General features: G+C 72.6%; 16 protein-coding genes and 1 pseudogene. 8 read left to right on the plus strand and 9 right to left on the minus strand.

Features of this window, described 5'->3' with window-relative positions:
* The first annotated feature begins 20 nt into the window (after window positions 1–20).
* The 4 genes from ACN27G_RS26845 (at window position 21) to ACN27G_RS26860 (ending at window position 4,324) form a co-directional block, all read left to right on the plus strand.
* Window positions 21–896 carry a bifunctional 5,10-methylenetetrahydrofolate dehydrogenase/5,10-methenyltetrahydrofolate cyclohydrolase gene (locus ACN27G_RS26845; RefSeq protein WP_421497471.1) on the plus strand — a complete coding sequence of 292 codons (876 nt, stop codon included), beginning with the start codon at window positions 21–23 and terminating at the stop codon, window positions 894–896.
* A 97-nt stretch (window positions 897–993) separates the two neighbouring features.
* Window positions 994–1,503 carry an RNA polymerase sigma factor gene (locus ACN27G_RS26850; RefSeq protein WP_421495518.1) on the plus strand — a complete coding sequence of 170 codons (510 nt, stop codon included), beginning with the start codon at window positions 994–996 and terminating at the stop codon, window positions 1,501–1,503.
* Window positions 1,496–2,953 carry an ABC transporter substrate-binding protein gene (locus ACN27G_RS26855; protein ID WP_421495519.1) on the plus strand — a complete coding sequence of 486 codons (1,458 nt, stop codon included), beginning with the start codon at window positions 1,496–1,498 and terminating at the stop codon, window positions 2,951–2,953. The genes ACN27G_RS26850 and ACN27G_RS26855 overlap by 8 nt, the downstream gene beginning before the upstream one ends.
* 204 nt (window positions 2,954–3,157) lie before the next feature.
* Complete coding sequence (locus ACN27G_RS26860; protein ID WP_421495520.1) at window positions 3,158–4,324, plus strand: endo-1,4-beta-xylanase; 1,167 nt, start codon at window positions 3,158–3,160, stop codon at window positions 4,322–4,324.
* A gap of 144 nt (window positions 4,325–4,468) precedes the next feature.
* Here ACN27G_RS26860 and ACN27G_RS26865 read toward each other — a convergent pair whose 3' ends face one another.
* Genes ACN27G_RS26865 through ACN27G_RS26875 form a run of 3 tightly spaced genes read right to left on the minus strand, consistent with a single transcriptional unit; the run spans window position 4,469 to window position 7,859 of the window.
* Window positions 4,469–5,275, minus strand: a complete 807-nt coding sequence (locus ACN27G_RS26865) for a DUF427 domain-containing protein (RefSeq protein ID WP_421495521.1) — start codon at window positions 5,273–5,275, stop codon at window positions 4,469–4,471.
* Between the two features lie 2 nt (window positions 5,276–5,277).
* Window positions 5,278–6,057 carry a glucose 1-dehydrogenase gene (locus tag ACN27G_RS26870; protein WP_421495522.1) on the minus strand — a complete coding sequence of 260 codons (780 nt, stop codon included), beginning with the start codon at window positions 6,055–6,057 and terminating at the stop codon, window positions 5,278–5,280.
* Window positions 6,057–7,859, minus strand: a complete 1,803-nt coding sequence (locus ACN27G_RS26875; protein ID WP_421495523.1) for a glycoside hydrolase family 15 protein — start codon at window positions 7,857–7,859, stop codon at window positions 6,057–6,059. Before ACN27G_RS26875 ends, ACN27G_RS26870 begins: the two co-directional genes overlap by 1 nt.
* Window positions 7,860–8,018: 159 nt before the next feature.
* On the opposite strand from ACN27G_RS26875, the gene ACN27G_RS26880 reads away from it, so the two are divergent.
* Window positions 8,019–9,044, plus strand: coding sequence for an ABC transporter substrate-binding protein (locus tag ACN27G_RS26880; protein WP_421495524.1), 1,026 nt, complete (start codon window positions 8,019–8,021; stop codon window positions 9,042–9,044).
* 3 nt (window positions 9,045–9,047) lie between these two features.
* Here the strand turns inward: ACN27G_RS26880 and ACN27G_RS26885 are convergent, their stop codons facing one another.
* The 6 genes and pseudogenes from ACN27G_RS26885 to pdxH form a co-directional block, all read right to left on the minus strand.
* Window positions 9,048–10,238, minus strand: a complete 1,191-nt coding sequence (locus ACN27G_RS26885; RefSeq protein WP_421495525.1) for an acyl-CoA dehydrogenase family protein — start codon at window positions 10,236–10,238, stop codon at window positions 9,048–9,050.
* Window positions 10,239–10,279: 41 nt separating this feature from the next.
* On the minus strand, window positions 10,280–10,579 hold the full coding sequence (locus ACN27G_RS26890; protein WP_421495526.1) for a type II toxin-antitoxin system VapB family antitoxin: 300 nt from the start codon (window positions 10,577–10,579) through the stop codon (window positions 10,280–10,282).
* A gap of 194 nt (window positions 10,580–10,773) precedes the next feature.
* On the minus strand, window positions 10,774–11,427 hold the full coding sequence (locus ACN27G_RS26895; RefSeq protein WP_421495527.1) for a nitroreductase family protein: 654 nt from the start codon (window positions 11,425–11,427) through the stop codon (window positions 10,774–10,776).
* Between the two features lie 15 nt (window positions 11,428–11,442).
* A complete protein-coding gene (locus ACN27G_RS26900) occupies window positions 11,443–12,384 on the minus strand; it encodes an aldose 1-epimerase family protein (RefSeq protein ID WP_421495528.1) in 942 nt (313 codons plus the stop codon).
* 385 nt (window positions 12,385–12,769) lie between these two features.
* Window positions 12,770–13,996: pseudogene (locus tag ACN27G_RS26905) on the minus strand (MFS transporter); the annotation flags it as partial.
* 113 nt (window positions 13,997–14,109) lie between these two features.
* Entirely contained in the window at window positions 14,110–14,763 is a 654-nt protein-coding gene (gene pdxH / locus ACN27G_RS26910; protein WP_421495529.1) for a pyridoxamine 5'-phosphate oxidase, read from the minus strand.
* Between the two features lie 247 nt (window positions 14,764–15,010).
* On the opposite strand from pdxH, the gene ACN27G_RS26915 reads away from it, so the two are divergent.
* From ACN27G_RS26915 to sepH, 3 genes are all read left to right on the plus strand, one after another.
* Window positions 15,011–16,117 (plus strand): citrate synthase 2, encoded by a 1,107-nt coding sequence (locus tag ACN27G_RS26915; protein WP_421495530.1) that lies wholly within the window; start codon window positions 15,011–15,013, stop codon window positions 16,115–16,117.
* A 222-nt stretch (window positions 16,118–16,339) separates the two neighbouring features.
* Entirely contained in the window at window positions 16,340–17,467 is a 1,128-nt protein-coding gene (gene serC / locus ACN27G_RS26920; protein ID WP_421495531.1) for a phosphoserine transaminase, read from the plus strand.
* 189 nt (window positions 17,468–17,656) lie between these two features.
* Complete coding sequence (gene sepH / locus ACN27G_RS26925; RefSeq protein ID WP_421495532.1) at window positions 17,657–18,727, plus strand: septation protein SepH; 1,071 nt, start codon at window positions 17,657–17,659, stop codon at window positions 18,725–18,727.

Consider the following 18,727-nt stretch of genomic DNA (forward strand, 5'->3'; position numbering starts at 1 on the left):
CTCGGCCCGGCGGGACGCGACTGGCCCGGCTGCTGCCCGGTGGTCCCGTCGCCGAGGCGGTCCTCGCGGAGGTCGCATCCCGGGTGGCCGCGCTGCGCCGGGCCGGTGTCGTGCCGAGCCTGGCGACGATTCTGGTCGGTGACGACTCCGCCAGCGCCGGCTACATCCGGATGAAGCAGCGGCACGCCGCCGAACTCGGCCTCGCCTCCCCACACACCCACCTGCCCGGCACCGCCACCCAGGCCGAGTTGGTCCGGGCGATCGAGGCGTACAACGAGGACCGAACGGTGCACGCCATCCTGGTGCAGCATCCGACCCCGGCCCACCTCGACTATCCCGGCGCCGTCCTCGCCGTCGACCCGGCCAAGGACGTCGACGGGCTGCACCCGGAGAGCCTGGGCCGGCTCGCCGCCGGGCTGCCCGGCCCGGTGCCGTGCACCCCGGCCGGGATCGAGGCGCTGCTCGCCTTCCACGAGATCCCGGTCGCCGGCCGGGACGTGGTGATCCTCGGTCGCGGCACGACGCTGGGGCGCCCGCTGTCGCTGCTGCTGAGCCGGAAGAGCCGTACCGCCGACGCGGCCGTGACGGTGGTGCACAGCGGCGTACCCGGATGGGAGCGGCACACCCGGCGGGCCGACATCGTCGTCGCGGCGGCCGGCGTACCCGGAATCGTGCGGCCGGAGCACCTGCGACCCGGCGCGGTCGCGATCGGCGGCGGGGTCCGGTACGCGGGGCGCCGGCTCCTACCCGACCTCGACGAGGCGTGCGCCTCGGTCGCGGCCGCGATCACGCCCCGGGTCGGCGGGGTCGGCCCGACGACCGTGGCGATGCTCTTCCGCAACGCCGTCGAGCTGGCCGAGCGGCAGGCGGCCGCTGTCGTGCCGGTCGAGCGGTAGACAATCGGCCAAGGTGATTGTGCAGCCCTCAGCCACTAGGTTCGGAAGGGCACGGCGCATCGACGGTGACCGGCGTGGTGCCCGGAGGAGGAGCTGGATGGCCCGCACAGCGTTCAGCGACGCCGAGGAGTTCGCTCGGGCGCGCCTGGACGCACTACGACGGTTCGCATACCTGATCAGTGGCAGTGCGGCCGAGGCGGACGACCTGGCCCAGATCGCCGTGGTCGAGGTCTGGCAGCGGTGGCGCAAGGCCGGGGAGAACCCCGAGGCGTACGCCCGGCAGGTGATCGTGACCCGTAACGTGAGCCGGTGGCGGCGGTGGCGCCGGGAGGTGCCGACCGACGACGTCGACCGCCGGCCCGACGACCCGGCCGCGACGGCGGTGGGCAACAGTGCGCTGTGGCACGCGTTGCGGCAGCTCGGCAAGGCCGAGCGGACCGTCGTGGTGCTGCACGTGCTGTACCGCTACACGTTCAGCGAGATCGCCGCGATCTGCGGCGAGCCGCCGGGCACGGTCTCCAGCCGGTACGCGAGAGCCAAGCGGGTCCTGCGGGCGCACCTGGCTCCCGCCCAGCAGAAACAGACGATGCGGAGCGGACGTGGTTGACGAGCTCGGCCCGGTGGACGATCGGCTGCTCGCCGAGGAGCTGGGCGCCACCCTGACGCAGGCGCAGGACGCACTGCCTGCGGCGGCTCCGGGTGCCGTCGCGACGATCCGCCGGCGCTACCGGCGGCAGCGGCGGTGGCGGGCCGGGCTGGCCAGCGTGACGGTCGCGGCCCTGGTGGTGCTGGCGAGCCTGACCGGTGCGGAGCTGACCCGGGGCCGGAGCGTGCCGCCGGTGCCGCCGGCCGGCGAGCGCGGCACGGCGGTGCTGCGGGTCTGGGCGGTCAAGCCGCCGGACGCCGATTCCGCGCTCCAGCAACTCGTCGACCGCTACAACCGGGGCGCCGAGGTCGACGTCGAACTCACCACCTTCGGCAACGAGGAGTACAAGGAGCAGCTCCGTACGGCGGTCGGCTCGGCGGACGGCCCGGACGTCTTCGCGAGCTGGGGTGGGGCGAACCTGACCCGGCTGTCCCGGGACGGCCTGCTCGCCGACCTCACCCCGCTGCGGGACGAGCCCGGGGTCGGTGACCGGTTCGTGCCCGCGGTGCTGGCCGGTGGCGCGGTGGACGGCCGGCAGTACGGGATGCCGATGAGCGGTACGCATCCGGTGGTGCTCTTCTACCACCGGGACGTCTTCGCCCGGGCCGGGGTGGAGCCGCCGCGCAACTACGCCGACCTGCTCTCCCTGGTGCAGACGTTCAAGGCGAAGAAGATCACGCCGATCGCGCTCGGCGGCGCCCAGGGCTGGACCGAGCTGATGTGGGTGATGTATCTGGCCGAGCGGATCGGAGGCCCGACCATCAGCGCCGACATCGTCGCGGGCCGGCCGGGCGCCTGGTCGCAACCGGCGGTGCTGCGGGCGCTGCGGGACGCGCAGGAGCTGGTCGAGCGGGGCGCCTTCGGCACCGACTTCGCCTCGGTCGGCTACGACGACGGCGACGCGTCCGGGCGGCTGGCCAGCGGTCAGGCCGCGATGCAGTTGATGGGGACCTGGGAGTACCCGGCCCAGGTCGCCCGGAACTCCGAGTTCGTGGCTGGCGGCAAGCTCGGCTTCGTGCCGTTCCCGGCGGTCGAGGGCGGGGCCGGGGATCCGGCCGACCTGGTGGGGATACCCACCAACTTCTTCTCGGTGGCGGCCGGGAGCCGGCACCGGGAGGCGGCGCTGGACTTCGTCCGGGCCGCGACGGCCGACGCCCACCTCGACGCCCTGGTGGCGGAAGGTGCGGTGCCGCCGGTGATCGACGCGGCGCAGCGGTTGCGCGGCACGGAGCACGCCGCGTTCACCACCGCGGTGCACGAGCTGGTCGTGCGGGCGCCGTCGCAGGATCTGGCCTGGGACCAGGCGGTGGAGCCGGAGGTCGCCGCCGCGCTCACCACGAATCTGCGGCGGCTGTTCCGAGGGCAGCTCAGCCCCGAGCAGTTCGCGACCGTTATGACCGAGGCGAGCTGAACACTCGCTCTAACACAAGGTCTGACTCCTGAGAAGACAGAGACGCGAACACCAACTGTCGGATCTCTGACAGGATCTTCGGCAGCAATTCAGGGTCCGGCTCGCGTTCCGGTAGGGATCCACGCGCAACCGTCCCCCCGCGCGCGGCCCCGACGGCTCCGGCCGACGGCTGATCTCGAACCCCACCCTGGAGGCCCTGTTCCGATGAAGAAGCTTTCGACAGCTCTGGTCGGCGTGCTCGCGGCCGGCACCCTCTACGCGGTCGGGCCGTCGACCGCCACGGCGGCACCGACGCAGGTGCCGGTCGGGGCCGCGCAGCAGCAGACGAAAAGCGGCTTCGGCGGGCACTTCCCCGGAACGCCGAACACGGACCTGCCGCTGCGGGTCCTCGCCAGGCCGCACGGCCTCGGCGTCGGCACGGCGATCGACATGAACGCCCTGGCGAACGACTCGGCCTACCGGGAGCGGGCCGCGAAGGAGTTCTCCGCGGTCACCGCCGAGAACGTGATGAAGTGGTCCGAGCTGGAACCCACCCGGGGGCAGTACAACTGGGGCCCGGCCGACGAGCTGGTCGAGTTCGCCCGGCGCAACGGGCAGAAGGTGCACGGGCACACCCTGCTCTGGCACAGCCAGCTTCCCGCCTGGTTGAGCGAGGGCGTCGCGGACGGCTCGATCGACTCGGCCGAGTTGCGTGACATCGTGCGCGACCACATCACCACCGTGGTGAAGCGCTACCGGGGCAAGGTCCGGGCCTGGGACGTCGTCAACGAGGCGTTCACCGACGGCGACTCCCCGGTGCTCCGGGACACCATCTTCCGCCAGCACCTCGGCCCGGACTACATCGCCTACGCGCTGCGCCTGGCGCACGCGGCCGACCCGAGGGCCAAGCTCTACCTCAACGACTACGCGATCGACAACGTCAACCCGAAGAGCACCGCCTACTACGAGCTGGCCAGGGAGTTGCGCAGGCAGCGGGTGCCGCTGCACGGCATGGGCTTCCAGGGCCACCTCGACCTCCAGTACCCGCTGCCGATCGACGCCCCGCAGAACCTGGCGCGCTTCGACAAGCTCGGCATGGAGACCGCCTTCACCGAGGTCGACGTGCGATTCTTCCTCCCCGTCGACACCTACAAGGAGGCCGGGCAGGTGGGCAGCTTCAACACCCTGCTCACGGCCTGCCTGCTCACCCCGCGCTGCGTGATGTTCACCGTGTGGGGCTTCACCGACAGGTACTCCTGGGTCCCCGGCTTCTTCGACGGCCAGGGCTCGGCCACCCCGCTGGACGAGAACTTCCAGCCGAAGGCCGCCTACCGCGGCCTGCAGCAGGTACTCGCCGTCGCCACCGGCCCGAACGGCAGGCGCGGCTTCTAGGAGGCGGCCGGGAGCGGGCTCGGCCCGTACCCGCTCCCGGCCGCTTCCGCACCACCGACCATCCCACCACCACCCGGTCTCCGGCCGGTCCGGACCCCACGCCGGACCGGCCGGAGCCGCCTCCGGAGCCGGCCCACGCGACCCTCAGCTCGACCAGCGGGTCTTCGGCCGGGGCAGCAGCTCGCCGTCGACGACGATGTCGACCCGCTCGTTGAAGAAGGCGACCATCCCGGCGATCGGCTGCAACAGGTGGGTCGGGAAGTCGTACGACCAGGCGATGTCCTCGTGCCTGGTGTCACCGATCTGGACCGACCAGTAGTTGCTGGTCCGTCCCTTGTAGGGGCAGGGGGTGACCGTCTCGGTCGGGATCAGCCGGCCCAGCGCCACCTCGGCCCGGTTCAGGTAGTAGCGGGTCGGCAGGCCCGTCTCGAAAACCAGCACCGGTGAGCCGCTCTCGGCCAGCACCTCGCCGTCCAGCTCGACCCGGACCCGCCGGGTGGACCGCAGCGCGTCGACCCGGGTGTACGGGTCGCGCGGATGCACGAAGACCTCCTCGTCCTCCTCGAACCAGGTGTCCAGCACCTTCCACTCGAAGCGGACCATGTCCGCCAGCCCTTCGACGGACTTCTCGGTGTGCACCCGTACGCAACCCGGGTGGTACCGGTCACCGACCCGGATCCCGTACTGCCGGGCGGTGCCCCCGCTGTACTGCTCCAGGTCGTGCTCGTCGACAAGCAGCTCCTGCCGGACGTCGGCGAGCGGAATGTAGTAGTGCGGATAGTGCGGCCACTCCCACACATACCGGGCGGCGTTCGTGTCGAACACCCACTCCCCGTTCAGCAGGGCGCGGATCCGCCGGGGACAGGGCTCGACGTGGTCGATCGGGACCATCGGACGTGGATAGAGGGAGACGGGATTCTCCTGCTGCCAACGCACCTGGTCGATCGCCATGCCTACGCCCCCTGACCCTGGTTCTGCATCAGTCCACCATCCACGAAGTACGTCGACCCGGTCACGTAGTCGCCGTCGGAGCTGGCCAGGAAGACTGCCACCCGGCCGATCTCGCCCGGCTCCGCGGCGCGCCGGAACGGGATGCTCTGCACCTGCTCCTCCAGGTACTTCGGGTCGTCGATGGCCCGCTGGTTGAACGGGGTGAGCACCATGCCGGGCCCGATGTTGTTGACGTTTATCCCCATCGGCGCGAGTTCCAGCGCCATGCTCTTGGCGAGGTTGAGCAGCGCGCCCTTGCTGGCGTCGTAGTCCGAACCGCCGGCCCGGGCCACCTCCTGGTGGATCGAGGTGATGTTGATGATCTTTCCCTTGCCGCCCTGGTCACGGCGGTGCCGGGCGAAGCGCCGGGAGCAGAAGAAGGCGCCGTAGACGTTGACCCGGATCGCCCGGTCCCAGGTCTCGGTGTCCAGGTCGATCACGGGGATGCCGGAGGCGTCCACCCCGGCGTCGTTGATCAGCACGTTCAACTCGTCGAACTCCGCCAGGGCCGAGTCGAACATCGCCGCCACCTGGTCCTCGTCGCTGATGTCGCCCTGCACGACATGCGCCCGCCGGCCGGCCTCCTCCACCCGCTGCCGGGTGTGTTCCGCCCCGTCGTGGTCGCGCAGGTAGTGGACCACGACGTCGGCGCCCTCGCGGGCGAACTCGATCGCGGTCGCCTGGCCGATCCCGGAATCGGAGCCGGTGATCAGTGCCGTCGTCCCGGCCAGCCGTCCAGTCATCAGTTTCCTCCCCCTGTCGACGCCGCCCCGGTCGAGGCGGCGGTGAGTTCCCATGCCGCGCTGATCAGTCCGATGTGGGAGAACGCCTGCGGGAAGTTGCCGAGCTGCTCGCCGGTGTACGGATCCACCTGTTCGGCGAGCAGCCCGAGGTCGTTGGCGACGGACGCCACATTGTCGAACATCGCCGCCGCCCGGTCCCGCTCCCCGGCGAGGACGAGGCACCGCACCAGCCAGAAGGAGCAGAGGGTGAACGCCGCCGGGTCGCCCTCCCAGCGCCGGACCAGCCCGCCCCGGGAGAGCCGCTCCTCGATCAGCCGGATGGTGGCCCGCATCCGGTCGTCGGTGGCGGGCACGAAACCGGCGATCGGCATCAGCAGCACGCTGGCGTCGAGCCGGTCGGAGCCGAAGGCGCCGGTGTAGGCGCCGACCCGCGGGTTCCAGCCCTCCCGCAGGATCGTCTCCCGGGCCTCGTCCCGGGCCGCCGACCAGCGGGCCAGGTCCTCGCCGTCACCCAGGCGCCCGCCGAACCACAGCGCCCGGTCCAACGCCACCCAGCAGCCCAGCTTGGACGACAGGTAGTGCCGCTGCGCATCCCGGGCCTCCCACATCCCGGCATCCGGCTCCCGCCAGCTCGCCACCGCCTGGTCGGCGAGGCTGCGCAACAGGTCGCGGATCTCCGGCGTCAGCGGGTCGAGATAGTCCCGCAGCCGCCAGGCCGCGTCGATCACCTCGCCCGGTACGTCGAGCTGACGCTGCCGCCACGCCTCGTTGCCGACCCAGACCGGGGAGCTGTCGGCGTAGCCGCGCAGCGTCTCGATCCGGCGCTCGGTCAGGTCCCGCTCACCCTCGACACCGAACATGATCGGTACCGGCTGCCCGTCGATCCGGCCGACCGCCGAGGCGACCCAGCCGAAGAGCCGGCTCGCCTCGGTCGGGCAGGCGGCGACCCAGAGCGCCCGGAGCGTCAGGCTGAAGTCGCGCAGCCAGGCGTACCGGTAGTCGTAGTTGCGGTCGCCGCCGAGTTCCTCCGGCAACGACGTGGTCGCGGCGGCCACCACCGCACCGCTGGGCGCGTAGGTGAGCCCCTGCAGCACCAGGGCGCTGCGCCGGACCTGCTCCGGGGCGTGGCCCTGGTAGTCGTGGTGTGCCGCCCAGGAGCGCCAGCCCGCCACCGTGTCGGCGAGCGCGTCGCCGCCGTCACCGGTCGGGTCCGGCTCCGGCTCGTGGTACGTCGGCCGGTACGCCAGCACGAACGTCTCCCGCTGCCCGGGCCCGACGACGAACCGGGCACTCGCCTCGGACCCGTCACAGGTCAACGGCATCGGGGCGGTCATCGTCACCGTCGTCGGCCCGGACGTCGCCACCAGTTTCCCGTCCCGCCAGACCAGGTACGCGCTGCGCCGGCCGTACTCGAAGCGGGGGCAGTAGGACATCTCCATCGGAACCGTCCCGGAGACCCCCTCCACCACCCGGGCCAGGATGCCGGGCGAGCGGAGTCCGATGTCGTGCCCCCGGGCACCTCCCGCCAGTACCAGCCCGTCGGTGACGGAGACCTCACCGTCTTCGGTCCGGAACACCGTACGCAGCACCAGGGTGTCGGGCAGGTAGTCGCGATGCACCTCGAAGTGCCCGGACGGCCGGATCCACCAGTGCCCGCCGGAGGCGTCCAGCAGCCGGCAGAAGACCGAGGGTGCGTCGAACCGCTCCGGGCACCACCAGTTGACCGAGCCGGCGAGGTCGACCAGTGCGGCGCTGCGCCCGTCGGCCAGTAGCCCGTGCCCCGCGAGTCCTCCGGTCACCACGCGACGGCCTACCCCCGGCCGCCGGCTCTAATCCGTGCGCCCCTGACCAGCGACTTGACAACCAGAAGTTAGGTCAGGCTAACCTAGCGCCCGTGCGGCGCCGGTTCCCGTGATCCAGTCGTCGCGCCCTCGCCAGCACCGACCAGGGAGCGCCACGCCATGTCACAGCCCCGCCAGTTCACCCGCCGCAACCTGCTCGGCGCGGCCGGCGCGCTCGGCCTCACCGCACTGCTCGGCGCCTGCGGCCAGGACGGCGACGATTCCGGCGCCGCGACCGGTGCCGGCGGCGGTGCGTGGAGCTTCACCGACGACCGGGGCGAGACCGCCTCCGCCGCCGGCCGACCACAGCGCGTCGTCGCCTTCGTCGGCGCCGCCGCCGCGCTGCACGACTTCGGCGTCACCGACCAGATCGTCGGGGTCTTCGGCCCGACGAAGCGCCCCGACGGCAGCCCCGACGTGCAGGCCGGCGACCTGGACGTGTCGCGGCTGACCGTCATCGGCAACACCTGGGGCGAGTTCAACATCGAGACGTACGCCTCGGTCAAGCCGGAGCTGCTGGTCACGCACGAGTACGAGAAGGGCTCCCTCTGGTACGTGCCGGACGAGAGCAGGAACCAGATCGTCCCGTTGGCCCCGGCCGTGGCCCTGGCCGCCTCCAAGGCCCCGCTGGACGCGGTGATCGGCCGGCACGCCGAACTCGCCGCCTCGCTCGGTGCCGACCTCGACGCGCCGAAGGTCACCGACGCGAAGGCGCGGTTCGAGGCCGCCGCCGAGAGCATCCGGCAGGCCGTCGCGGCGAACAGCGGGATCCGGGTCCTCGCCTGCTCGGCCTCGCCCGACCTCTTCTACGCCTCCAACCCGGGCGTCAACTCCGACATCCTCTACTACAAGTCGCTGGGCGTGGAGGTCATCGTGCCGGACAAGCTCGACGACCTCGGCTACTTCGAGAGCCTGAGCTGGGAGAACGCCGACAAGTACCCGGCCGACGTGCTGCTGCTGGACAACCGCAGCTCCACGTTGCAGCCCAGGGACCTGACCGGGAAACCGACCTGGGCGCAACTGCCCGCGGTGAAGGCCAACCAGATCGTCGGCTGGAACAGCGAACCCCGCTTCTCGTACGCGGGCAGCGCCGCCGCCCTGGAGACCCTGGCCACCGCGCTCCGCTCCGCCCGCAGGCTCGGCTAGCGGCTAGTTGTCGAAGGCGGAGAGCCCGGTGAGCCGCTGCCCGATCACCAACTGGTGGATCTCCGACGTCCCCTCGTAGGTGAGCACGCTCTCCAGGTTGTTGGCGTGCCGGAGCACCGGATACTCCCCGCTGATGCCGTTCGCGCCGAGGATCGTCCGGCACTGCCGGGCGATCGCCAGCGCCTCCCGGACGTTGTTCAGCTTGCCGACGCTTACCTGCTCCGGCCGCAGCCGGCCGGCGTCGGCGAGCCGGCCCAGGTGCAGCGCCAGCAGGTAGCCCTTCTGCAACTCGACCGCCATGTCGGCGAACTTGGCCTGGGTGAGCTGGAAGCCGGCGATCGGCCGGCCGAACTGCTCCCGGCTGCCGGCGTAGTCGAGCGCGGCGTGCAGGCAGTCCCGGGCGGCGCCGAGCGCACCCCAGACGATGCCGTACCGGGCCTCGGTCAGACAGCTCAGCGGGGCCCGCAGCCCGGTCGCCGCCGGCAGCAGGGCGTCGGCCGGCAGCCGGGCCCCGTCGAGCACGATCTCCCCGGTCGAGGAGGCGCGCAGCGACATCTTGTGCCGGATCTCCCGCACCGAAACCCCGGGCGTCGGCAGCGGTACGACGAAGCCCCGCACCCCCTCGTCCGTTCTCGCCCAGACCACCGCGACGTCGGCGACCGGCGCGTTGGTGATCCACATCTTGCCGCCGCTGAGCAGCCAGTCGGAGCCGTCCCGCCGGGCCCGGGTCGCCATCGAGGCCGGGTCGGAGCCGTGGTCCGGCTCGGTCAACCCGAAGCAGCCGATCGCCTCACCGGCCGCCATCGCCGGCAGCCACCGCAGTTTCTGCTCCTCGGAGCCGTAGCGCCAGATGGCGTACATGGCCAGCGAACCCTGCACCGAGACCAGGGAGCGTACGCCGGAGTCGGCCGCCTCCAACTCCAGGCAGGCCAGCCCGTACGCGACGGCCGAGGCACCGGCGCAGCCGTACCCGGACAGGTGCATGCCGAGCAGGCCGAGCCCGCCGAACTCGAGGGCCAGCTCCCGGACCGGGGCGTTACCGGTTTCGTACCAGCCGGCGACGTGCGGGCGTACCCGGTCGGCCACGAGCCGGGCCACGACGGACCGGATCTGGCGGTCCTCCGCGGTGAGCGAGCCGTCCAGGTCGAGCAGGTCCAGCGGGGACGTCGTCCGGACGTCGGTTGCCTCGGTCATGACCGTCACCCTAACGACCGGTCAGCGCCGGAAGCGGCGGCTCAGCTGGCCGACAGCACCAGCACCCGGGCGTGGATCTGGTTGCGCTGCTGGAGGGCGGCGCGCAGCGCCCGGTGCAGCCCGTCCTCCAGATAGAGCCCGCCGCCCCACTGCACGACGTGCGGGAAGAGGTCGCCGTAGAAGGTGGAGTCCTCGGCGAGAAGCTTGTCCAGCGCGAGCTCCCGCTTGGTCGTGATGAGCTGGTCGAGGCGCAGCGGGCGTGGCGGGATCTCTGCCCACTGCTTCAACGTGAGCCCGTGGTCCGGGTACGGTCGCCCGTCCCGAACCGCCTTGAAGATCACGACGGCACGCTCCCCTCCCCATGGCCGCGCTGGCCCGACCCCATGCTTCCCGGCTCCGGCGGCCTGCTGTGAGCGGCCGCACCGCGTCAATGACGCCCGCCAGCCTAGCGACCTCCGTCGAGCCCGGGGTTTGTCCGTCGATGTCAGTTTCGTTACTACCTTCGGTGACATCCTGACCGACTTCGGTCGGGATGTCAGCCCCACCGTCCCCGATGCACCACCTGCGCCAGCGGGCGCCGACCGCGCCGCAACGAGGACGGCCGATGGTCCGGTGCCGGGTAGCCGACGCTGACCGCCCCGATCGGGGTGAACGACCCGGGCACCCCGAACGCCTCCCGGAACGCCCCGACCCGCTCCCCCGGAATGCCGAAGAAGCACGCCCCCAGCCCCTCGTCCACCGCCGTCAACAGCATCAACAGCGCCGCGAAGCCGGTGTCGACATACCAGTACGGCACCGGCCAGCGGCTCTCGTCGCGCTCCGTCCACCCCTTGTCCGGCTCGGCGTACCGCTCCAGGTAGGCGGAACGGTCGGCGAGCGGTACGACGATCAGCGGCGCCCGCCGCATCCCCGCCAGCCACCGCGTAAGGAAGGGCCCCCGCTTATCGTTTTCTGTTGTAGAAGGGCCCCCTCCTAACACCTCCGGCCGCGCGGGGCCGGTCGCCGTCCAGAAGAGCTCGCGGTCGGCGGGCTCGGTGAGCACGAGGAAGGCCCAGCCCTGGGAGAACCCGGCCGACGGGGCCCGGACGGCGTGCTCCAGCAACCGCTCGACCAGCTCCGGCGGCACCGGCCGGTCCGGGTCGTAGTTGCGCACCATCCGCCGCCGCCGGACGACCGCCGAGAACTCCATCGCGCGCCCTCCCGCTCAGGTGCCGGGCCGGATGCCCCAGCTTCCCTGCCAGGTCTGGCCCGGTTCGAGCACGATCACGTCCCGGCCGGAACGGAACGCGTCCGGCGGGCAGGTCATCGGCTCGATCGCCACCGACCGCCGGTGGCGCTCCCCGACCAGGGTGTCCCCGGTGAAGACCTGCCACCATCCGAACGACGGATCGGCCCAGATGCTGACCGCGGCGTCCGAGTCCGGGCTGGAGAGCGTGACGTGGGAACCCCGGTCGTCCACCAGCGCCGGGTCGAGGTCGCCGAAGGCCAGGTCGAGCACGGCCGGACCGATCCGGCGCGGCTCGGTGAAGTCGTACTCGCCGCCGGTCACCTTCGCCGCCCCGATCGGCAGCAGCCGGCCGTCCAGCAGCAGCCGGCTGCGCCCCGGCACCCGCAGCAGCAGGTCGTCGACGGCCACCCCGGGCAGTTGCAGGTACGGGTGCACCGAAAAGCCGAACGGGCAGGCTTCCCGGCCGACGTTTGTCGCCTCGTGCCGTACCCGCAGACCGTCCGCGCCGATCCGCCACTCGGCCCGCAGCGCCAGCGGCCACGGATAGCCGACCTGGGCCGGCAGGTCGCAGGCGACCACCACCGCGTCCGGCCGCTGCTCGACCAGCCGCCACGGCAGCCAGTTGACCAGGCCGTGGATCGCGGTGTGCCGCTGCGGCTCGGTCAGCGAAAGCTGCAACTCCTGGCCGGCGAAGGTGTACTGGCCGTCGCGGATCCGGTTCGGCCACGGCGCCAGGACCTGGCCCGCGCAGCCGGGCGGCAGTTCGTCCTCCGCGTACCTGTCGACATAGTCGACGCCGTTCGCCCGGTACGCCCGCAGCCCTCCACCGATCTCGACCACCACGGCCTCCTGGCCGGCGGCGGAGATGGTCCACTGTGCACCGGAGAGCGGCCGGATCGCGGTTGTGACGTTGTCCATGCCGGGACGATAGCGGTTACCCGGCGGTGGCGCCCGGCTGCCCGCCCGCCGCGCCGCTCCCCGGCCCACCGCCGGCGACCGTAGCCGGGCCGGACGGGCCGGCTGGGCCGGACGGGCCGGCTGGGCCGGACGGGCCGGCTGGGCCGGACGGGCCGGCTGAGCCGGACGGGCCGGCTGAGCCGGACGGGCCGGCTGAGCCGGACGGGCCGGCCCAGCCGGACGGGCCGACGGCCGTTGCCGGGCCGGACGGGCCGGGCAGGCCGACGGCCGTTGCCGAACCGGACGGGCCGGCAGCCGTGGGCGGGCCGGACGGTTCGGCGCCGGACGTGGTCGGGGCGGCCGGCCCGTCAGCAGCGGCCGGCCCATCGGCAGCGGCCGGCCCGTCGGCAGCGGCCGGCGCGCGGTAGCGGACCAGTGCCGGGAAGGCGAGTCCGAGCAGCAGCGCGAGTACCGCCGCGGCCACGCCGCCGCCCACCCAGGCGATGCCGACCCCGAAACCGGCGGCCATGGTGCCGGCGCGCAGGTCTCCCAGGCGCGGCCCACCGGCGACCACCGTGACGTTGACGCCCTGCAACCGACCGCGCAGCCGGTCCGGGGCGTAGACCTGCAACATCGACTGCCGGAAGACGGCGCTGACCAGATCGGCCGCCCCGGCGAGCGCGAGCAGCCCGACCGCCAGCCAGAGCTGCCGGGCCAGTCCGGCCGCGGCGATCGCCACGCCCCAGCCGACGACGGCGCAGACCAGGGCCAGCCCCTGCCGGCGGACCCGGCTGATCCAGCCCGAGGTGAGCCCGCCGAGCACCGATCCGATCGCGATCGCGCTGAAGAGCCAGCCGACCGCCGAACCGCCGCCGAACCGCTCCTGCGCGACCTCCGGGAAGAGCGCCCGGGGCATGGCCAGCACCATCGCGATGATGTCGACGGCGAAGGAGAGCAGCAGCACCGGCGTGGTGGCCAGATAACGGAACCCGTCCACGACGCTGGCCAGGCCGGCCCGCCGGGGCGCCCCGCCGTCGTCCAGCGGCGGCATCGAGGGCAGCCGGTAGGTGGCCCAGAGTGAGACGGTGAAGAGCAGCGCGTCCACCCCGTACGCCACCGGCAGCACCGCCTCGACCGGGCCGACCGAGAAGACCAGGCCGGCGGCGAGCGGTCCGAGTACGCCACCGGCGGTCGAGGTGGTGTAGCCGAGCGTGTTCGCCGCCGGCACCAGCGTGGTGGGCACCAGCCGGGCGATGATCGCCTGCCGGGCCGGCGAGCTGACCGCGAAGGCGACCGTCTGCACCGCGACCAGGAGCAGCAGCAGGACCGGGCTGCCCACCCGGAAGAGCGCCTGGAGCAGCAGCCCGAGGGTGGAGAGCCACATCAGCAGCGAACTGGCGAGCAGCAGCCGGCGCCGGTCCACCGCGTCCGCCACGGCGCCGCCCCAGAGCCCGAAGACCAGCAGCGGGACGAAGCCGGCGACGCCCAGCAGGCCGACCCAGAACGACTCCCGGGTCAGCGCGAACATCTCCACCGGTACGGCGACCGCGGTGAGCTGGAAGCCGAACATCGAGACGCCGTTGCCGATCCAGAGCCGCCGGTACGCCGGCACCCGCAGCGGACGTACGTCCATCGCCCATCGGGCGAACCGGCCTCCGGAGCGTGCCCCGGAGGCGTCGCTGTCGGCACCGATCACACCGTCAGCGCCGATCGAATCATCAGCGCGGGTCGACCTGTCAGCGCCGGTCAAGGTGCCAGCCGCTCAATGATCCACTCGTCCGCACCGGTCTGACGGTAGCGCAGCCGATCGTGCAGCCGGCTCGCCCGGCCCTGCCAGAACTCCACCGTCTCCGGGACCACGCGCAGGCCGCCCCAGTGCGGGGGCGCCGGCACCGGCACGTCACCGGCGAACCGCTCGGCGGCGTCCCGGAACCGGGCATCGAGCGCGCTCCGGTCGGCGAGCACCCGGGACTGCGGGCTCGCCCAGGCGCCGAGCTGGGAGCCGCGCGGGCGGCCGGCGAAGTACGCCTCCGTCTCGGCCCGGTCGACCGGTCCGATCGTGCCGCAGATCACCACCTGCCGCTGCATCGGAAACCACGGCAGCAGGAGGCTGGCGTGCGGGTTCGCCAGCGCCTCGACACCCTTGCGCGACTCGTAGTTGGTGTAGAAGACCAGGCCGCGTTCGTCGTACCCCTTGAGCAGCACCGTCCGGGTGCTGGGCCGCCCCTGCGCGTCGGCGGTGGCCACCACCATCGCGTTCGGCTCGGGCAGCCCGGCCGCGACCGCGTCGAGGAACCAGTGGTGGAACTGGCTCCACCAGCGGGCCGCCAGATCGGCCTCGACGAGCCCCTCCACCGCGGAGTACTCCCGGCGCAGGTCGGCCGGTGGTGTGTCCCGCATCACGTCACATCCTCGTCCGTCTATCGAAAGCGGGCCGGTCAGGGCCGGCCGAGCAGCGTCCGGCGCCGGTCCGGCGAGACCCGCGCTTACCGTGCTGTGTCGCGCGTAGCACAACCGTGACCTCTCGCAAAGTTAGTTACCCAGCAGGCAAGATGGCACGAATACCTAGCTGAGTTGGCCGAGGACCCGCGCCGGGCACCGCCGGGTGGGCCCTCGAATCGCACGGACGACCGATCCAGGAGCGCGCATGTCCGACTTCAAACCGGGGCTCGAAGGCGTGATCGCCTTCGAGACCGCCATCGCCGAGCCCGACAAGGAAGGAGGGGCGCTGCGCTATCGAGGGGTCGACATCGAGGATCTGATCGGCCAGGTCTCCTTCGGCAACGTCTGGGCGCTGCTCGTAGACGGCCGGTTCGGTCCCGGCCTGCCCCCGGCCGAACCGTTCCCGGTGCCGGTGCACTCCGGCGACATCCGGGTCGACGTGCAGTCCGCGGTGGCGATGCTGGCCCCGTACTGGGGGCTGTCGCAGTTCCTCGACATCTCCGACGAGCAGGCCCGGGAGGACCTCGCCCGGGTCTCCGTGACCGCGCTCTCCTTCGTCGCCCAGTCGGCGCGCGGGCTGGGCCTGCCGGCCGTGCCGCAGAAGGAGATCGACAAGGCGGAGACCATCGTCGAGCGGTTCATGAAGCGCTGGCGGGGCGAGCCCGACCCCCGGCACGTCAAGGCCGTGGACGCGTACTTCATCTCCGCCGCCGAACACGGTCTGAACGCCTCCACCTTCACCGCCCGGATCGTCGCCTCGACCGGTGCGGACGCCGCCGCCTGCATCTCGTCCGGGATCGGCGCGCTCTCCGGCCCGCTGCACGGCGGCGCGCCCTCCCGGGTACTGCACATGATCGAGGCGGTCGAGCGCAGCGGCGACGCCGAGGGGTACGTCAAGGGCGTACTCGACCGGGGCGAGCGGTTGATGGGCTTCGGGCACCGGATCTACCGGGCCGAGGACCCGCGCGCCCGGGTGCTCCGGCGCACCGCCAAGGAGCTCGGCGCGCCCCGCTTCGAGATCGCCGAGGCGCTGGAGAAGGCCGCGCTGGAGGAGCTGCACGCCCGTAAGCCCGACCGGGTGCTCGCCACCAACGTCGAGTTCTGGTCGGCCGTGGTGCTCGACTTCGCCGAGGTACCGGCACACATGTTCACCTCCATGTTCACCTGTGCCCGGATGGGCGGTTGGAGCGCGCACATCCTGGAGCAGAAGAAGCTGAAGCGGCTGGTCCGGCCCGCCGCCCGCTACACCGGCCCCGGCCCCCGCAAGCCCACCGAGGTGGACGGCTGGGACGCCGTCCCCCACGACGTCTGAGGTGCAAGGAAGGGCCCCCGCTTATCGTTTTCTGTTGTAGCGGGGGCCCTTCCTAACACCCCAGACGGCGGGCCGGCGGGAATGTGGGGCAGAACTCAGCCGGTGCCGTGGGATCGTCGGGCGGGTCGCGGGGCGTGGGTGCGAGGATGGGCGGGCGGCAGCGTCGCCGGATCACCCGCTCGGCTCACGGGCCTCTCGGCCCACCGGAAGGATCTTCTAACCGTGGCTGACGTATCGACCATTCGGATTCCCGACGAGATCAAACCCGCTGACGGCCGGTTCGGCTGCGGCCCGTCCAAGGTGCGTCCCGCAGCGGTCTCCGCGCTGGCCGACGTCGCCACGACCTACCTCGGCACCTCGCACCGGCAGAAGACCGTACGCGACCAGGTCGCCCGGCTGCGTCGCGGCATCGCCGAGTTCTTCTCCCTGCCCGAGGGCTACGAGGTGGTGCTCGGCAACGGCGGCACCACCGCCTTCTGGGAGGTCGCCACCTTCGGGCTGATCCGGGACCGGGCGCAGTTCGCCAGCTTCGGCGAGTTCGGCGCCAAGTTCGCGAAGTCGGTGAAGGACGCGCCGTTCCTCGCCGAGCCGACCGTCCGCAAGGCCGACCCGGGCAGCGCCCCGGCGCTGGTCGCCGAGGCCGGGGTCGACGTCTACGGCACGCCGCAGAACGAGACCTCGACCGGCGTCGCGGTGCCGATCCGCCGGGTGGCCGGCGCCGACGACGACGCGCTGCTGCTGGTGGACGCCACCTCGGGCGCGGGCGGCCTGGAGGTGGACGTCCGGGAGACCGACGTCTACTACTTCGCCCCGCAGAAGTGCTTCGGCTCCGACGGCGGGATCTGGCTGGCGCTGATGTCGCCGGCCGCGCTGGCCCGGGCGACCGAGATCAAGTCGTCCGGCCGCTACATCCCGGCCTTCCTCGACCTGGTCACCGCGATCGACAACTCGCGGCTGGAGCAGACCTACAACACGCCGGCGCTGGCCACCGTCTTCCTCGCCGCCGAGCAGACCGACTGGATGAACGCGCAGGGCGGGCTGGCCTGGGCGACCAAGCGCACCGCCGAGAGCGCCTCGATCGTGTACGGCTGGGCCGAGCGTTCCGCCGTGACGACACCCTTCGTGACCGACCCGGCACTGCGCTCCAATGTGGTGGCCACGGTGGACTTCGCCGAGGGTGTCGACGCCACGGCGATCGCCAAGGCGCTGCGGGCGAACGGGATCGTCGACACCGAGCCGTACCGGAAGCTGGGCCGCAACCAGCTCCGGATCGCGCTCTTCCCGGCCGTCGAGCCCGGCGACGTGGAAGCCCTGACCACCTGCGTCGACTACGTGGTCGACCGGCTCTGAGCCGATTCGCCGCTCGGGTCGGGCCGGTCGGACAGACCACCCGACCCGAGTGATCAATCTACCCAGCTCACCCGCGACATGCGGGCGCGCCTCTCCCCAAGGAGTGACCGACCGGCGTACCGTGTGACGAGGACGCCCGGGTGGCTGACCTGTGGCGTGGGGCCAGCGAGGCGGGACGGAGGCAACGCGATGCGGCCAGTACGCTTCGTCGCCCTCTCCGAGGACGGCCAAGCTATGGTGCTCACCGACGAGGTGGGCCGACTTCTCGCGCTGCCGATCGACGAGCGGGTCGCGACCGTCCTGCACAACGAGCCCGGCAGCGCCCCACTGACCGCGGTCGGCGGCGTCACCGAGCCCGCCCCCTCACTGTCGCCACGGGACATCCAGGCCCGGATCCGCTCCGGCGAGTCGGCCGAGGACGTGGCGCGGATCGCCGGGGTTCCGGTCGACCGCGTGCTGCGCTATGCCGGCCCGGTGCTTCAGGAGCGGGCGATGCTGGCCCAGCACGCCCGGCGCACCCGGCTCAGGAACGCGGAAAACCAGGCACCGCTCGCCGAGATCGTCGACGGCCGGCTCTCCCAGCACGGCATCGACACCGAGAAGATCTCCTGGGACGCCTACCGGCGCGACGACGGCACCTGGCGGATCATCGCGACCTGGCCGTCGGGGAAGGCGACCGCGCAGGCGATCTGGGATCTCGACAAGGCGCGCCAGGCGGTGACGCCGCACGACGACATGGCGCAGTACCTCTGCGCCGAGCGGCCGGCGCCGCTGCTCGGTCAGGAGCCCGCGCCGGAACGCGGCGGTCACGCCCTGCCCGGCCCGTCCCGGGTGGAGCCGAGCCGCGGCGGTCACGGGCTGCCGGCACCGGCCGGCGAGCACACCCGTTCCGGTCGGGACCCGATCCGGGCCGGCCGCGACGCGCTGCTCGCCGGGCTCGACCGCCCGCTCGGCTCGTCCGCAGGGCGCGGCCTCGACCCGGCCGCGTCGATGGCGTCGCCGGATGCGCCGCGGCAGCGGCCGGTTTCGGGCGGTGCCGCCGCGCTGCTCGGCGGTGGCCCCGGCTCCGCCTTCGACGACGACGCCGACGCGCCGAAGGAGGTCCCGGCGGTGCCCTCGCTGGCGGTCCTGCGGCCGCGCCGCGCCGCCGCGGCAGGCTCCGGCGAGTCCGGTGACGCCTCGGGCAAGCCGCGCAAGCGCCTGCCGAGCTGGGACGACGTGCTCTTCGGCAGCGGCCCCGCCGCCCGCGAAACCTCCTGA

Origin of the sequence: Plantactinospora sp. WMMB334 (assembly GCF_049179095.1) — a bacterium.
Taxonomy (GTDB): Bacteria; Actinomycetota; Actinomycetes; order Mycobacteriales; family Micromonosporaceae; genus Plantactinospora.

Excerpts from the sequence above, each read along its gene's own strand:
- ACN27G_RS26850 (WP_421495518.1), top strand. The coding sequence starts at position 994 with ATGGCCCGCACAGCGTTCAGCGACGCCGAGGAGTTCGCTCGGGCGCGC.
- ACN27G_RS26860 (WP_421495520.1), top strand. The coding sequence starts at position 3,158 with ATGAAGAAGCTTTCGACAGCTCTGGTCGGCGTGCTCGCGGCCGGCACC.
- ACN27G_RS26865 (WP_421495521.1), bottom strand. The coding sequence starts at position 5,275 with ATGGCGATCGACCAGGTGCGTTGGCAGCAGGAGAATCCCGTCTCCCTC.
- ACN27G_RS26870 (WP_421495522.1), bottom strand. The coding sequence starts at position 6,057 with ATGACTGGACGGCTGGCCGGGACGACGGCACTGATCACCGGCTCCGAT.
- ACN27G_RS26880 (WP_421495524.1), top strand. The coding sequence starts at position 8,019 with ATGTCACAGCCCCGCCAGTTCACCCGCCGCAACCTGCTCGGCGCGGCC.
- ACN27G_RS26885 (WP_421495525.1), bottom strand. The coding sequence starts at position 10,238 with ATGACCGAGGCAACCGACGTCCGGACGACGTCCCCGCTGGACCTGCTC.
- ACN27G_RS26895 (WP_421495527.1), bottom strand. The coding sequence starts at position 11,427 with ATGGAGTTCTCGGCGGTCGTCCGGCGGCGGCGGATGGTGCGCAACTAC.
- ACN27G_RS26900 (WP_421495528.1), bottom strand. The coding sequence starts at position 12,384 with ATGGACAACGTCACAACCGCGATCCGGCCGCTCTCCGGTGCACAGTGG.
- pdxH (WP_421495529.1), bottom strand. The coding sequence starts at position 14,763 with ATGCGGGACACACCACCGGCCGACCTGCGCCGGGAGTACTCCGCGGTG.
- ACN27G_RS26915 (WP_421495530.1), top strand. The coding sequence starts at position 15,011 with ATGTCCGACTTCAAACCGGGGCTCGAAGGCGTGATCGCCTTCGAGACC.
- sepH (WP_421495532.1), top strand. The coding sequence starts at position 17,657 with ATGCGGCCAGTACGCTTCGTCGCCCTCTCCGAGGACGGCCAAGCTATG.